We start from the raw sequence: 14,830 nt of genomic DNA, 5'->3' as shown, positions 1-14,830 counted from the left end.
GCCCTCACATCGGTAGGATGCGGGGGCACCGTCTATAAGTGTGTGAAACTTACGCTGCGTGCTGGCAGGTTGAGCAGGTGCAGTCCTCGCATGCGCAGTTAGCGCAGGAGTCGCTGCAGTGAGCGCACTCGCACACGGCGTGGTTGCAGGTGGGGCAAGCGCAATCGGCGCAGGTGCAGTTAGCGCACAGGTCGTTGCAGTTGCCGCAGGAACAGGTGTTGCACTCGTCGTAGTGGCCATCGTGCTCACGGTGTGCGTGGCCATCGTGCAGGTAGTCCACGTGATCCAGGTGAATCACTGCCTGGTGCCCGCAGTTGGGGCCGTGGGTGTGAGCATGTGCCTCGGAGTGACGGTGCGGTGCTACGGTGGTCATGATTGCTCCTTAGTGTGGGCATGCACATCAGTAACGATGTGACTAATATGATGATCCTTCAAGCTGTATATGGTGGCCCTGCCCTGCTGCTGCCCCTCAACAACATGCGCTTCACGCAGAATACGCAGGTGGTGCGAGGCAAGCGGCTGGGAGATACCCAAGCACGAATGCAGTTCGCTAACGCTGTGTGGGCGCTCCACAAGATGATGGGCAATAGCTAGGCGTAACGGGTGGGCCAATGCTGAAAAAATAGCCACCGATGCGCCAAACTCATGTTCCCAATCTTTATGGGCTGAACCATTTTCCATAAAGACAACTTTATATAAAAGCAGGTTTATATGTCAACCGTTGTCTGCTCCGCACAAAAATATTAACAACCCACCAGCGAAAAATACCCCGCAGGTCAGCCCGCGGGGTGTTTTCGATATAAAGCTCTGCACGGAACCTACAGGGTCACGCCCAAACGAGCCGCTAAAATATCGCGGATTAGTTCAGCCCCGCCCACTGGTGCCGCCGCACCGGTGCTCGCTGTTTGGGCACGTGTGAGGGCGTCAATAGCCCACGCATCCAGCGCTTTGAGCGCCTCGGGGGCGTTCAGATCATCCGCCAGATACTCGCGCACCTTATCTAGAGTCTTTACGGCGCCCTCAGTATCGTCCCCGGTGGCTGCCGCAATGGCATGGCGGTACGTCTCAAGGCGCGCATCCGCCTTATGCAGCAAATCATCGGTCCAGAACCAGTCAGAACGGTAATGGTTATCAAGAATCGCCAGGCGGATCGCGTTCGGGTCAACACCGGCTGCATGCAGCTTGGAAACCAGCACCAAATTTCCGCGCGACTTACTCATCTTATGCCCGTCAAGACCCACCATGCCTGTATGCGCATAGTGGCGGGCGTGCGGCCGGTGATCCACCGCCCACGAATGCCCCGCCCCCAAATCATGGTGCGGGAACGTCAAATCTGAGCCGCCCGCCTGCACCGTCAGCGGCCCATTCACAAAACGGCGGGCAATCATAGTGCACTCAATATGCCAGCCGGGCCGGCCTGCGCCCAGCGCACCGGCCTCCCACGACGGCTCACCCTCACGGGCGGCACGCCACAGCAGCGGGTCCAAGGCATCACGTTTGCCCGGGCGGTCGGGGTCACCGCCGCGCTCCGCGAAAATACTCAGCATCTCCTCACGGCTCATATGGCTCACCTGCCCCGGCGCCCACGAGTACCCTTCCTCATCCGCCGGTAGTGCCTGGGTCGCTTTCACATCCAGGTAAATATCCCCGTCAGGATGCTGCACACCCTTCTCGTCCGTAAACCCCGGCACGCGGTACGCCAAGCCGCACTCCAGCAGGCCCTCGACCACAGGGAACAGCCAAGCAATCGACTCGACCACCCCCACATAATGATCCGGCGGCAGCACATTCAAAGCCGTCATATCGGTGCGGAACAGCTCCGTCTGGTCTTCTGCAAGCTCTTGCCAGTCTACGTTCGTGGCGGTTGCGCGCTCCAACAGCGGGTCGTCCACATCCGTAACGTTCTGCACGTAGGTCACCTCAACCCCGGCGTCCCGCCAGGCGCGGTTAAGCAGGTCAAAAGCCACATAGGTGGATGCGTGCCCCATATGCGTGGCATCGTACGGGGTGATACCGCACACGTACAGTCCCGCTTTCTTTGCTTCTTCAAGCTGAACCACAGTGTTTGCGGCGGTATCAAAGATACGCGGTAGCGGCGCCGAACCGGGCAGAGAAACAGGGGCGGGCGCATCCCAAGCACGCATGAGCATCCTTTCAAAGGCATAAAAATATCACCTACAAGAATACCCGCTTGCGGCAAACCGCAAACGGGTATTTCTGTGCGCCAAGCGGCAAGCGAAATTCTAGGAGGAAATAACCCCGAATCCCAGGCCCAAGAAAATAAGCGCCGCAAGCAGAATACGGTACCACACGAACAAGCCGTACGAGTTCGACGAAACATACTTCAGGAACCAAGCAATCATTAGGTACCCCACACCGAAAGCAATCACAGTTGCCAGCAGGGTGGAAGGAATACCGTAGTAGCCGCCCGGCTCGTGCCCGGTAAACACTTTAAACGCCTTATACAGGCCCGAAGTGAACACCGCAGGCAGCGCCAGCAGGAACGAGTAACGTGCCGCCGCCTCACGGGTGTAGCCCATGAACAAGCCCGCCATGATCGTACCGCCAGAGCGGGAAACACCCGGGATCAGGGCGAGCGCCTGCGCGCACCCATACACCAGGCCGTGGCCCAAGGTAAGATCTTTAATCTTCCGCTGCTCCTTGCCGAACCGGTCAGCTAGCCCCAGGAACACTGCGAACACGATCAGCATGGTGCCAACAATCCACAGGGACCGGAAGGTGGAGTCAATGTAGTCTTCTAGAACCAGACCGAGAATGCCAATGGGGATGGAACCGATAATGATGAGCCAGCCCATCCGCGCATCCGGGTTGCTGCGCTTAACCCGGCCGGTGAGTGAGCCGAACCAGGCCGAAATAATGCGCACAATATCACGCCAGAAGTAGAGGAGCACAGCGGTTTCGGTGCCCAGCTGGGTGATCGCGGTGAATGCAGCGCCCGGGTCAGCTTTCTCGGGCAGCAGCTGCCCCACAATACGCAGGTGCGCCGAGGACGAAATTGGCAGAAACTCGGTGAGGCCTTGCACTAGGCCCAGAATAATAGCTTGAATCCATTCCACGCCTTCCAGCATACCCCACAGTGCCTATGAACTTTGAGAGCAGAAAATAGGGGTGTAAAGATTCTATGGTCTTTAGTGGTTGGGAAAATCGCTGAGGGCCGCCCGCCCATGCGCTTTCCTGGTGAGGGGTATCCCACACGCTAAACGGTGGCCCCGGATGATCAGCAGAGGGGTGCTTCTCAACCGTAGGCCACCGCTTAGTTGCAGGTGGTTTCTGCCTTTCCAGGCTACGCGCTCAGCTATACGTCACGCAGGGCGCGGTTTACCGCCGAGATCATGGCTTTCAATGCGGCGCGGGTGGTGGAGCTGTCGATGCCAATACCCCACAGCACACGCGTATCGACGGCTGCCTCAATGTAGCAGGCGGCGTTCGCTGCTGAGCTGGAGGAGAGGGTGTGCTCCGAGTAGTCCATGACCCGAATGTCTACGCCCTCAGCGCTGAGCACGTTCTGCAGCGCATCCACGGGGCCGGTACCGGTGCCGGTGCGGTTGTAGGTGCGGCCTTCAACGTTCAGGCTCACGCGTAGAGTGGTTGCCCCCGTATCCGCCGAGTCAATGTTAATCGACTCGATACGGTACTTACCCCAACGTTCCTGATCCTCAGGGGCGGGCAGGTACTCGTCCGTGAAAATGTTCCACAGCTTCTGCGGGGTCATCTCCCCGCCCTCAGTGTCGGTGCGTTCCTGCACGATCTGGGAGAACTCAACCTGGGCGCGGCGCGGCAAATCCAGCCCGTACTCGCTCTTCAGCAGGTACGCCACCCCGCCCTTGCCGGACTGCGAGTTCACCCGGATCACGGCCTCATAGCTGCGGCCCACATCGCGCGGGTCAATCGGCAGGTAGGGGACCTCCCACGTCACCTCGTCAATCGTTTTGTCCTGCTGCGCGGCTGATGCCTCAAGAGCCTCAAATCCCTTTTTAATAGCGTCCTGGTGCGACCCCGAGAAGGCCGTGAACACCAGGTCACCGCCGTAGGGGGAACGCTCGTGCACGGGCAGCTGGTTGCAGAACTCAACGGTTTTACGGACAGAATCAATATCGGAGAAATCGATCTGCGGGTCAATGCCCTGCGTGTACAGGTTCAGCCCCAGCGTCACCAGGTCTACGTTGCCGGTGCGCTCACCGTTACCGAACAGGCACCCCTCAATGCGGTCGGCCCCCGCCAGGTACCCCAGTTCGGCTGCCGCCACGCCCGTGCCGCGGTCATTGTGCGGGTGCAGGGACAGCACAATGTGTTCACGGTTCTTCAGGTTGCGGTGCATCCACTCGACGGCGTCCGCGTAAACGTTCGGGGTGGCCATCTCAACGGTGGCGGGCAGGTTCACGATCAGCTCTTTACCGTCTACGCCCACACCTAATTCGTCAGCGACAGCGTTGCATACGCGCGCTGCGAATTCCAGTTCAGTGCCGGTGAATGACTCTGGCGAGTACTCGTAGAGCACATTCGTGTTAGAGATCATCTGCTCTTCAAACTTCTTGCACAGGCGCGCGCCCTGTAACGCAATATCCAGAACGCCGTCCTCATCACGCTGGAACACCACGCGGCGCTGCAACACGGAAGTTGAGTTGTAGAAGTGCACAATGGCGTTTGGGGCGCCCTCAATGGCCTCAAACGTGCGGGCAATCAGGTGTTCACGGCATTGCACCAGCACCTGGATCGTCACATCATTGGGGATGTGCCCGTCTTCGATGAGGGTCCGTACGAAGTCGAAATCGGTTTGTGAGGCTGAGGGGAAGCCCACCTCAATTTCTTTGTACCCCATGCGCACCAGCAAATCGAACATGGCGAGCTTACGCTCAGTGTTCATGGGGTCAACCAGGGCTTGGTTGCCGTCACGTAAATCAACGGCGCACCAGCGTGGGGCCTGTGTAGCGACCTTATTCGGCCACGTACGATCGGGCAAATCAACGGCGATCTGCTCGTGGAACGGACGGTACTTGTGCACCGGCATGGGTGAGGGAGTCTGACGGTTCTGCATATTCATTCCTGTGAGGTCTTGTGCCTAAGGCACGTGGTGGGCGCCGCAATATATCGCTGGAACGGGTGCGGCTCTTAGGTTAAGCGAACCCCGCCCCAGCAACTAAGGGTTAGAATCCTCACGCCGGTATCGTTCATACCTTTTACGCTACCACGCCGAAGAGCCGCCCACCCGCCACATACACTCCGCTTTCACTATGCGATACAAAAAAGCTGGGTGACGCACTCAATATGCGTCACCCAGCTTTTCTACACGCTCGGGGTTATTGGCCCCAGCCCGCTAGTTGAAGGCGAAGGCGTGCTGGCAGGTTTCCTGATCAGCGGTCTGCCCGTTTGCGTTGCCCGCGATCTGCGCCTCCTGCTTCTCCATGGTCTCGCCCTTGGGGAAGTCGGTGCCAACGGTCACAGTCACACCGGTTGCCTCCGCGCTTTCAGAGACTCGGCCAATGTTGAGCTTAGCGGCAATCTCACGTGCCTCAGCCTCATGCCCGGCCGCGTAGGTGACGGCGGAGAACTGTGCCGCCTCAGCGGCGGAGGTGGGGGCCACGTTCGTGTACCCCAGCCCGCTCACCACCTGGCTAATAGCCGCGCCGCGTCCCTCCAGGTTGGTTGCGTTCACCACGGTAACATTCGTGGAATGGTCAGCCGGTGCGCTCTGCGCCTTGGGCTGCTCCTGCGCTGCGGGGGCGGCCTTCTCCACCTTTAGCGACTGGTCATCCTGCAGGCGTTTGAAGACGGAGTCTGCTTCGGAGGTGACTTGCAGACGGTTATTGTCTTGGCTCCACGGCTCGGTGGGCACGGTAGCGAACACCACCTGCGAGAGATCCACGCCGCCTAGGGTGCCGCCAATACCGACCAGCTCGTTAATATTGCCCAGGCCCTTATCCACGGTCACGTTCTGGGTGATAGCCTCGGCAATGTTCACCATCCGCGAGGGGTTAGACAGGGTGCCTTCGGCTTTCACCTTACGCAGCAGGGCCGCCATGAACCCCTGCTGGGCTTGAATACGACCAATATCGGAGCCGTCACCGAACCCGTGGCGTGAACGCAGGAATGCGAGCGCTTGCTCGTCCTCAACAGTTGACCGGCCGGCGGGAAGTTTCAGGTTGGTGTACTCGTCATCAATCGGCTTATCGACGCACACCTCAACGCCGCCTACAACCTTCGACAGCTCTTTCACGGCATTGAAGTCGACCAGCATGAAGTGGTCAATTTGCACACCGGTGAGTTTACTGATGGTCGCCACAGTGCAGCCTGGGCCGCCCCGCCCCAAAGACTCGTTAATCTGTACGCCGTCCTCAGCGGGGTACACTTTGCCGTCAGGGTCGGTGCATTTAGGAATGGACACCATCAAGTCACGCGGGAATGAGAGCACGTTTACGTTCTTACGGTCTTTGCTGATGTGCAGGAGCATCATCACGTCAGCGCGAGCGGCTTTGCCGTCGTCTTCACCATATGAACCGTCGGTACCGGCACGCGTGTCTGAGCCAATCACCAGGATGTCGAGTGCGCCGTTCTCCAGCGCCCCCTGGTAGTCACCAATGTTTAGTTCATTGGTGTGCAGGTTAGCGCGTAGGCGTAACGCGATGGCGCCGCCGAAGCCTAACACGACAAGTAGCATACAGGCGCTGAACAGGGCGATCCACTTATTGCGTGCAGACTTCATGATGCTGCTGCGCATATGGCGGCCGCTGCTGATCATAGGAGGTTTTTCTGTCATACCTTCTTGCTTTCTGCGGTGGGTTCAGGCGAGTACTAGAAACCGAGGCGGTTTAGTGCCCGCGGGTCAGACTGCCATTCTTTGGCGACTTTCACGTGGATGCCCAGATACACGCGGGTGCCGAGCATCGTTTCGATTTGTTCGCGTGCTTTCGCACCAATTTTACGCAGGTTTGACCCGCCTTTGCCGATAATGATGGCTTTTTGCGAGTCGCGCTCGACGTAAAGATTAACGTGAACATCAAGGAGAGGGTTGTGTTCAGGGCGCCCCTGGCGAAATTCCATTTCTTCAACAGTAACAGCTATCGAATGGGGCAGTTCTTCGCGGGCGCCTTCAAGAGCTGCCTCACGCACAAGCTCTGCAATGAGCGTGGCTTCTGGCTCGTCGGTGAGCTCCCCTGCGGGGTAAAGAGGCGGGGATGTGGGGGTGTAACTTGCCAGCAGGTTAGCGACCGCATCCACCTGAAAATCTTGTACCGCTGAGACCGGGATAATATCTGCCCAGCCGCCTTTACCGTCTACGGGCAGAGGTTCTTCCTGTACGGTTCCTGCCGCGCGGCGTGCTGCCGGGCCGCTGCCTTTGGCGAAGGGAACGGCGTCGTTTTTACGCGCCTTTTTGGGGTTGCTCCCCTGCTTGGTGCGGTGTGTTGCTCGTTGAGCGCGGCTGGCGCGCTCTGCGCTCATGACTTCTTCGCCTAGCGCCTGAACCGCTAGAAGCTGTTCGGTGAGCTGCTCATTTCCCACCGTGTCGGCTTTGGTAACGATCGCCACCACAGGCTTATTGCTGGCGGCCACAAGCTGCGAGGCGATGTACCGGTCGCCGGGGCCGATTTTCTCGTTTGCGGGGATGCAGAACCCGAGCACATCCACCTGTGAGAGGGTTCCAGCCACCAGGTCGTTCAGCCGCTCCCCCAATAGCGTGCGGGGCCGGTGAATACCGGGGGTGTCAATAAGGATCAGCTGGTAGTCGTCCTTGTGCACAATACCGCGGATGGTATGGCGTGTGGTTTGCGGACGGTTGGAGGTAATCGCCACTTTCTGCCCCACCAGGGCGTTGGTGAGAGTGGACTTCCCCGCGTTGGGGCGTCCCACCAGTGACGCAAACCCGGATCGAAAACCCTCCGGGTAGCTAGGTAAGGGCGCTGTAAGGTCGATGTCCATTAATTCCTCCATGGTGTAAGTGAAAATTCTATAGAGTGAGTCTGAAAATTATCTGTGAACCAGCTGCGCGGATGTTTGTTTACCTCAGGTTTATTGCGCACCTGTTCCGCATTATGCGCGGGGTGCGGGGCTATTCGTCGGTCTCTTCATGTGAGTGGTTCTGTTCGGGCTCAAGTGGGGACTGTGCCCACACGAGCAGCGTGTCGATCTGGTGGCGGCGCCCGCCAGCGCTTATCGCCCGAATGTGGATACCGTTAACTGTCACTTCAGCACCGACAATGGGTACTTTCCCCAGGTTTTTGGCGAGCAGACCGCCGACGGTGTCTACTTCTTCGTCCTCTAGGTTAATACCGAAAATCTCCCCTAACTGTTCAACCCCCAGCCGGGCGGACACTTTGAAACTGCCGTCTTCTTGCAGGGCGTAGTCGGGCTTCTCGTTATCGTACTCGTCGGAGATGTCCCCCACCAGCTCTTCAATAATGTCTTCTAAGGTGATCATTCCGGCGGTGCCGCCGTACTCATCCACCACAATGGCAACGTGGGTAGATTCACGTTGCATACGGCGCAATAGGTCTAGTGCTGGCTTCGACTCGGGTTCAAAATGTGCCGGGCGCATGAGTGAGATGATGGTGGGCTCCTCGCCGCCGTGGGCGCTATCGGCGGTCGCCAGGCGGGCACGCACCGCATCTTTAAGGTACAGAATACCCAGAATGTCGTCGGTTGATTCACCGATCACAGGCATCCGGGAGTAGCCGGAGCGAAGAAACAGCGTGGTGGCATTTTTGAGGGTTTCGCCTGCCTCAATGGTGAGCATGTCGGTGCGGGGCACCATGATGGAGCGGATACGCGTATCGTCCATCTCAAAGACAGACTGCACGATCTGCGCCTCATCGCCCTCAATGGTTTCGGCCTCTGAGGCGCGGTCCAGAAACTCACGCAGCTCCTCCTGAGCGAAAACTCCTTCGGGTGCGGCCGGGGTGCGCCGGGGCGAGAATACACGCACCAGCACATCTAAGGCACGGGTGATAGGCCCCAGCAGCAGCGCCGTGTAATAGGTGGGTGCTGCGAGCATTTTCAGCACGGCCACAGACCGGTTACGCCCCGTAGCACGCGCCCCCACACTCAGCAGCGGGTACCCCACCAGGGACACCACCCCGAGAGTGAGCACTGCCGCAACACTGTGCTGGTCAATCAGCTCAAGGATCGCAAGCATCGTCGTCAAACTAGCGATGGCGGTGCTGAGGATACGCGCTAACCGTAGCGGGTGCGTGTACCTCTCAGATTCTCCCCCGGTGGCGTGCTCAAGCACCCGCGCCAGCCGCGTGTGCGGGCGTTTGAGCGCCAGCTCTTGGGCTTCCTGGTGCGGTAAATAGGTGAAAGCGGTCTCGGCTGCGGTAATGGTGTACGCGCAGGTGGCCGCAAGTACCGCTGCGGAAAGCAGAAGTAAGAAAGTCACGGAAGGGTCCTCAGTGGCGGGTCTCGACGGGGGCGGGACGGCCTAGGAACTCTTCAAGGATGCTGCGCTGAATACCGAACATTTCGGCCTCTTCCGCGGCGGTACCGTGGTCATACCCTAAACAGTGCAGGATCCCGTGCACAGTAAGCAGGCACAGTTCATCAAGGGTTGAGTGCCCGGCCTCGGCGCCTTGGCGTGCGGCCACCGGGGGGCAAAGCACAATATCGCCCAGCATCCCCGTAGCTGGTTCGGTGTCCGTGCCGGGGGTCAGCTCATCCATGGGGAAGCTCATGACGTCGGTAGGCCCGGGAAGGTCCATCCATTCAAGGTGTATCCGTTCCATCTCACGCTCATTCACAATAGCAATGGAGAGGTACGTACTCTGGCTGACCCGCATCCGGTTAAAGGTGTGCTCAACCAGCTGGGTCAGTACCGCAGTGTCAACAGCTGCGAAAGACTCCCGAACCAGCGCATCGGCTTCTGGCCCGGTACCGGTGTCTGGCTCCTCAATCTCAAATTCTAGCTCCGCCACCGGTTAAGCCTCCTTACCGGTTCCGGGAGTCTCGCGCCCGGCCCCAGCTGGGGCATCCCCGTTAATACCGGCACGATCCAGCAGCCTCTCAGCCGCCGCCTCAATCGTGGCGCGCTTGACCTTCCGGTTACGTTTGCGTTCCATCGCCTTCTGGTCTTCACCCCACCGGTCGTAAGCTGAGACAATATTCGACACTAAAGCGTGACGCACCACATCTGAGGATTCAAGGACACAGAATTGAATGTCCTCAACGCCCTCAAGAATATTACGCACCTGCTTTAAGCCGGAGGCCTGCCCGCCCGGCAAATCAACCTGGGTCACATCCCCGGTAATGACCATCTTCGACCCAAACCCCAGGCGCGTGAGGAACATTTTCATCTGCTCCGCGGTGGTGTTCTGGGCTTCGTCCAGAATAATGAACGCATCATTGAGGGTACGCCCGCGCATATACGCCAGCGGGGCCACCTCAATTGTGCCCGCCTCCATGAGCTTAGGGATTGTCTCAGGCTCCAGCATATCGTGCAGCGCATCGTACAGGGGCCGTAAGTACGGGTCGATCTTATCGTTCAGGGTGCCCGGCAGAAACCCCAGGCGCTCCCCCGCCTCCACAGCGGGGCGGGTCAGAATAATACGGTTCACCTCGCGGGACTGCAGCGCCTGCACCGCCTTAGCCATCGCTAAATATGTTTTACCCGTACCGGCTGGGCCAATACCAAAAATGACGGTGTTCGCATCGATCGCATCCACATACTTCTTCTGGTTTATGGTTTTGGGGCGGATCGTGGTTCCCCGCGTTGACAGGATGCTCGCCGATAGAGAACGGGCAGGATCTTTTAGCTCATCGGTGAGCATACCCATGAGGCGGTGAATGACCTGCACCGTAATTTGCGTATCGTGGCTGGCTAATACCCGCAGCTCATTGAGCAGTTTAGCGGCGGTGTTCACCGACTCAGACGGGCCGGTAATCAGCAGGTCAAGCCCTTTAGGGTGCACGCTGATGCTCTCAAAATAGTCCTCAATCAGCGACAGGTAGGCATCCTGCGGCCCGAGCACCGCCACCATCTCTGCGGCGCTCTTAAAAGAGACTGTGCGGGCCGTTGAAAGAGGTCGGGAGGTAGTTGTCATATCAGCTCCTTGGCTAGTGTATAAACCTTAAGTATAGCCGTGCCTACCACCTGCCCAGGGCAATATTAACGGCGCATAACCCTGCGGATCCTGCGGTTGAGGAACGCAGCACCTCGGTACCCAAAAGGGCTAGGGATGCGCCCGCCTGCGTGAACATCTCAACTTCACGTTCGCTGATGCCCCCTTCGGGCCCGACCACCAGGTAAATCTCACCCAACCGTTCCCCGGCGCTTTGCCCCAATAGAGTGGTGAGGCGTTCACTCGCCTGCTCATGCAGTATAAAAACCGCCGCCCCCTGTGCGGTCACCTCGGCAATAAGCTCCGCAAGTTCGGGGGTCGAGTGCAAATCGTATACGGTGGGGATACGGGAACGGCGGGACTGTTTCGCCGCAGCCGCAACGGTATTCCGCCATTTCGTGTGAGCCTTAGCGGCCCGTTCCCCTTTCCACCGCACAATTGAGCGGTCTGCACCCCACGGCACAACCCCTGTGACGCCCAGCTCGGTGGCTGTCTCAATGGCCTGCACATCGCGCCCATCTTTAGCGAGCGCCTGCACCACATACACCTCCAGGGGGTTCTTATCATGTTGAATCTCAATGATATGCACCCTGATACCGCTGGTGGTTGTTGCTTCAACGGTGCCTAACGCCCGCCGCCCCTGCCCGTCAGCGAGGTCGATGCGTTCACCGTTCTCAACACGTTTCACCTTCGCGTGGTGCCCTTCGGGGCCGGTAAGTTCGAAGTCCGTTCCCGGGGTGAGCGGGTCAAACTCCTGCGGTGCTATATAGAAAACGGGTGCGCTCATCGTGCCTTCCTGGGTTAAACAGGCGGGTGGCCGCCTTCGGCAGGGGCCACCCACATCTGTGCATTATTTGAATTGCTCTTTGAGCTTGGAGAACAGCCCGTGTTTCTGTTTCACGTGGCTGCCTTCCTGCAGGTTCTCCCCCCGCAGTTCGGCGAATTGCCGCAGCATGGTGCGCTGCTCCTCATTCAGGTTGGTGGGGGTGGTGACCTGGATACGTACCCGCAGGTCACCGCGGCGGTCCTCATGCAGGCGGGCTGCACCCAGCCCGGGTAGGGTGACGGTGTCTCCGCTTTGGGACCCGGCGGGGATGTTGACCTGCTGCTGTCCGTCGAAAGTTTCCAGCGGGATGACGGTGCCAAGGGCGGCTGCCACCATGGGTACGTTCACGGTGGTGAGCAGGTCATCACCTTCACGGTTAAAGTACTTATCGGATTTGATCCTCAAATCAATGTAAAGGTCGCCGTTCGGTCCGCCGTTGAGGCCAGCCTCACCCTTGCCGCGCAGGCGGATGCGGGCGCCGTCGTTCACCCCGGCAGGCACGGTGAAGGTGACCGGTTCGTTGGCCCTGACCCGGCCTTTACCGCTGCATTCGGCGCAGGGGTGCTTAATGACGGTGCCGTACCCGTGGCAGGTGGGACATTCAACCTGCTGCATGACGGTTCCAAGGATGGACTGCACCCGGCGCTGCATGTATCCCGCACCGTGGCAGGTGTCGCATGTTTCAGGGTGCGTGTCGGGGGCGGTGCCTTCACCCTGGCACGACTGACAGGTGACAGCGGTTTTAAGGTCAATAGTTTTTTCTACACCGAATACGGCATCGCGCAGGCTGATGGAGACGTTAATAAGAGAATCTTGGCCCTGGCGCACGCGGGAGGCAGGCCCGCTCTGCTGACCGCCGGTGAACATATCAAAGAGGTCTTGGAAACCGAACCCGGCACCACCAAACCCGCCGAATCCGGCGCCCCCGAACCCTCCAGCGCGTCCTTGCTCGTCGCCAGTTGCATCGTAGATACGGCGTTTCTCGGTGTCTGAGAGCACCTCATAGGCGAGGGTTACTCGTTTAAATTCTTCGGCGGCATCAGCCGAGGGGTTCACATCGGGGTGTAGCTGGCGTGCCTTCTTACGGTACGCCTTTTTAATCTCTTCGGGGCTGGCGTCTTTGGAAACGCCCAGGGTTGCGTAGTGATCGCTCACGTGCTTGTTTATCCTTGTTATCTTTCAGAGGCCGGTTACGCGGCGGTTGGTGTGTTGCACAGTGCCCGCGGTTGAACATTGTAGCGGATACATCCCATGCGCACTCAATGCGGAGGTTATGCGCAGCATGAGTCACTTACATCGGTGGTTCCCCTTAGCTGTGGGGCGCACCGGGTTGCCGGTCATAGCGTGGGGCGCCGTAGGGCAGGCACTCATACCGTAGTTTATGCTACCAGCTACCGCCCAGTGCGCAGACAGCCTTTCGCCCACGGCGAGTTATCGGTTCCCTTAGAATGGGAGGGTTCACCACACGAGCATGGGAGGCACTATGAGCGAGCGTTACGGCTGGGGCGCGCAAGATATTACCAGTGATGCGATGAACCGTCGCCCACCGGCCCCGCGTCAGATACCGCTGCAGCGCGGCCTGCTTCTTGAGGACACCCAGAGCGGTTGGGTGGGTGAGGTGGTACGTGCCGAACGTATCGGGAGTGAGCTGGTGTTCGGCCTTGAAGACGCGCACGGGCGTGTACGTAATTTCCCCCTCGGGCACGGTTACCTGCTGGAGGGCGAGCCTATTGAGGTCATCGCCCCGACTGCCCGCAAAGCGCCCGCGAAGAAAATTTCGCGGTCCGGTTCTGTCGCAGTGCAGAACGCCCCCGCTCGGGTTGCCCGCGCCTCCCGCATCTGGGTTGAAGGAACGCATGACGCGGAGCTGGTTGAGAAAGTGTGGGGCCACGATTTGCGGGTGGAAGGCATTGTGGTGGAGCCGCTGCACGGCGTGGACGACTTAGCTGCCGCCATCCGGAGCTTTAGTCCCGCACCGGGGCGCCGTCTGGGCATTCTGGTGGACCACCTGGTTGAGGGCACCAAGGAGCAGCGGATTGTTGCTGAGGCGTTGGCTGTTCCAGGTGCGGCTGGGAACGTCAAAATTGTGGGGCACCCTTTTATTGATATTTGGCAGGCTGTGAAACCCGCAAAACTCGGGTTAAAAACGTGGCCCGCAGTGCCGCACGGGGAAGACTGGAAGAAAGGTACGCTCCGTCGGTTAGGTCAGCCGCACGCCACGCAAGAAGACGTGGCGAACGCCTGGAAGCGCATCCTATCTCGGGTGGATTCATACACGGATCTCGATCCGGCCCTGCTGGGTCCAGTGGAATCACTCATTGATTTTCTAACCGAGCCGGGGTCCTAGAAAGCAGCTTCAAGTTGCCGCAAATAGCCTCCCACAAGGGAAGAAAATCAAAAAATTTTCTCAAAAACCCGCTGTCAATGTCTCGCAACGGTTATTTAGGGCTCCCAAACCCGGTACAATAAAGCTTGCTACCACCCACGATTCTGCGCGATGGTAGCCACTATACAAAACGCTCAAACAATACACAGGATACTCGTGACTCACAATACTCAGTCGGCAAGTTCTGAGCTTTCCGAAGCTAAAGAACGTACCATTGCTTCTTTTGCGCACTTCGGCGGCATCCTCGGGTTTCTTCCCTCCGCCGCGATCTATCTCAAGTACCGCGGGCGTGGCACAGGGTTCGCTGAGCAAGAGGCGCGTGAAGCGATGGACTTTACTCTCGTTCCCAGTATCGTCATTCTTGTTTTTATGGTGGCCAGTCTGATCCCGAACATCGGGAATGTTGCTTTACCCGCTGCCGCGCTCGCCTGGATTTTCATGGCGATTGGGGCAATGCTTGGTGGGTCGAAAGCGTCTAAAGGGTACGCGTACACGTACCGTTTCACCCCGCGCCTGCTGGAGAAATCGTACTTCGATAAGAACTAGAATCCC

14 protein-coding genes are annotated in these 14,830 nt (G+C 58.8%); 2 read left to right on the top strand and 12 right to left on the bottom strand.

Annotated features, from left to right (window positions below):
- Positions 1 to 49: 49 nt before the first annotated feature.
- The 12 genes from D8M41_RS11860 to dnaJ all read right to left on the bottom strand — a co-directional run bounded on the left by D8M41_RS11860 (position 50) and on the right by dnaJ (position 13,047).
- Positions 50 to 373: a hypothetical protein gene (locus D8M41_RS11860; protein WP_126500086.1), complete on the bottom strand. Its 324-nt coding sequence runs from the start codon at positions 371 to 373 to the stop codon at positions 50 to 52.
- A complete protein-coding gene (locus D8M41_RS03470; protein ID WP_023132971.1) occupies positions 370 to 681 on the bottom strand; it encodes an ArsR/SmtB family transcription factor in 312 nt (103 codons plus the stop codon). The genes D8M41_RS11860 and D8M41_RS03470 overlap by 4 nt, the downstream gene beginning before the upstream one ends.
- 137 nt (positions 682 to 818) lie before the next feature.
- Positions 819 to 2,144 carry a cysteine--1-D-myo-inosityl 2-amino-2-deoxy-alpha-D-glucopyranoside ligase gene (mshC, locus tag D8M41_RS03465; RefSeq protein WP_126926407.1) on the bottom strand — a complete coding sequence of 442 codons (1,326 nt, stop codon included), beginning with the start codon at positions 2,142 to 2,144 and terminating at the stop codon, positions 819 to 821.
- Between the two features lie 99 nt (positions 2,145 to 2,243).
- Positions 2,244 to 3,089 (bottom strand): undecaprenyl-diphosphate phosphatase, encoded by an 846-nt coding sequence (locus D8M41_RS03460; protein WP_126926406.1) that lies wholly within the window; start codon positions 3,087 to 3,089, stop codon positions 2,244 to 2,246.
- Positions 3,090 to 3,316: 227 nt separating this feature from the next.
- Entirely contained in the window at positions 3,317 to 5,056 is a 1,740-nt protein-coding gene (leuA, locus tag D8M41_RS03455; RefSeq protein ID WP_126926405.1) for a 2-isopropylmalate synthase, read from the bottom strand.
- 279 nt (positions 5,057 to 5,335) lie between these two features.
- A complete protein-coding gene (locus D8M41_RS03450) occupies positions 5,336 to 6,775 on the bottom strand; it encodes an LCP family protein (RefSeq protein ID WP_037233599.1) in 1,440 nt (479 codons plus the stop codon).
- A 35-nt stretch (positions 6,776 to 6,810) separates the two neighbouring features.
- The gene (locus tag D8M41_RS03445; protein WP_006887153.1) at positions 6,811 to 7,935 is read right to left on the bottom strand and encodes a GTPase Era; all 1,125 of its coding nucleotides are present in this window, start codon (positions 7,933 to 7,935) and stop codon (positions 6,811 to 6,813) included.
- A gap of 130 nt (positions 7,936 to 8,065) precedes the next feature.
- On the bottom strand, positions 8,066 to 9,391 hold the full coding sequence (locus tag D8M41_RS03440) for a hemolysin family protein (RefSeq protein WP_126926404.1): 1,326 nt from the start codon (positions 9,389 to 9,391) through the stop codon (positions 8,066 to 8,068).
- Positions 9,392 to 9,401: 10 nt separating this feature from the next.
- Positions 9,402 to 9,902: an rRNA maturation RNase YbeY gene (gene ybeY, locus D8M41_RS03435; RefSeq protein WP_371873036.1), complete on the bottom strand. Its 501-nt coding sequence runs from the start codon at positions 9,900 to 9,902 to the stop codon at positions 9,402 to 9,404.
- Between the two features lie 24 nt (positions 9,903 to 9,926).
- Positions 9,927 to 11,048, bottom strand: coding sequence for a PhoH family protein (locus D8M41_RS03430; protein ID WP_094757866.1), 1,122 nt, complete (start codon positions 11,046 to 11,048; stop codon positions 9,927 to 9,929).
- A gap of 43 nt (positions 11,049 to 11,091) precedes the next feature.
- Positions 11,092 to 11,853 carry a 16S rRNA (uracil(1498)-N(3))-methyltransferase gene (locus D8M41_RS03425; RefSeq protein WP_126926403.1) on the bottom strand — a complete coding sequence of 254 codons (762 nt, stop codon included), beginning with the start codon at positions 11,851 to 11,853 and terminating at the stop codon, positions 11,092 to 11,094.
- 63 nt (positions 11,854 to 11,916) lie between these two features.
- A complete protein-coding gene (gene dnaJ / locus D8M41_RS03420; protein WP_006887358.1) occupies positions 11,917 to 13,047 on the bottom strand; it encodes a molecular chaperone DnaJ in 1,131 nt (376 codons plus the stop codon).
- A 328-nt stretch (positions 13,048 to 13,375) separates the two neighbouring features.
- Between dnaJ and D8M41_RS03415 the strand changes: the two genes are divergently transcribed.
- Positions 13,376 to 14,239: a DUF3097 domain-containing protein gene (locus tag D8M41_RS03415; RefSeq protein ID WP_126926402.1), complete on the top strand. Its 864-nt coding sequence runs from the start codon at positions 13,376 to 13,378 to the stop codon at positions 14,237 to 14,239.
- Between the two features lie 195 nt (positions 14,240 to 14,434).
- Entirely contained in the window at positions 14,435 to 14,824 is a 390-nt protein-coding gene (locus D8M41_RS03410) for a DUF4870 domain-containing protein (protein ID WP_006887297.1), read from the top strand.
- Positions 14,825 to 14,830: the final 6 nt, after the last annotated feature.

It is taken from the genome of Rothia sp. HSID18069, assembly GCF_003989155.1.
Lineage (GTDB): Bacteria > Actinomycetota > Actinomycetes > Actinomycetales > Micrococcaceae > Rothia > Rothia aeria.
This window is presented reverse-complemented; position numbering and strand designations above follow the sequence as displayed.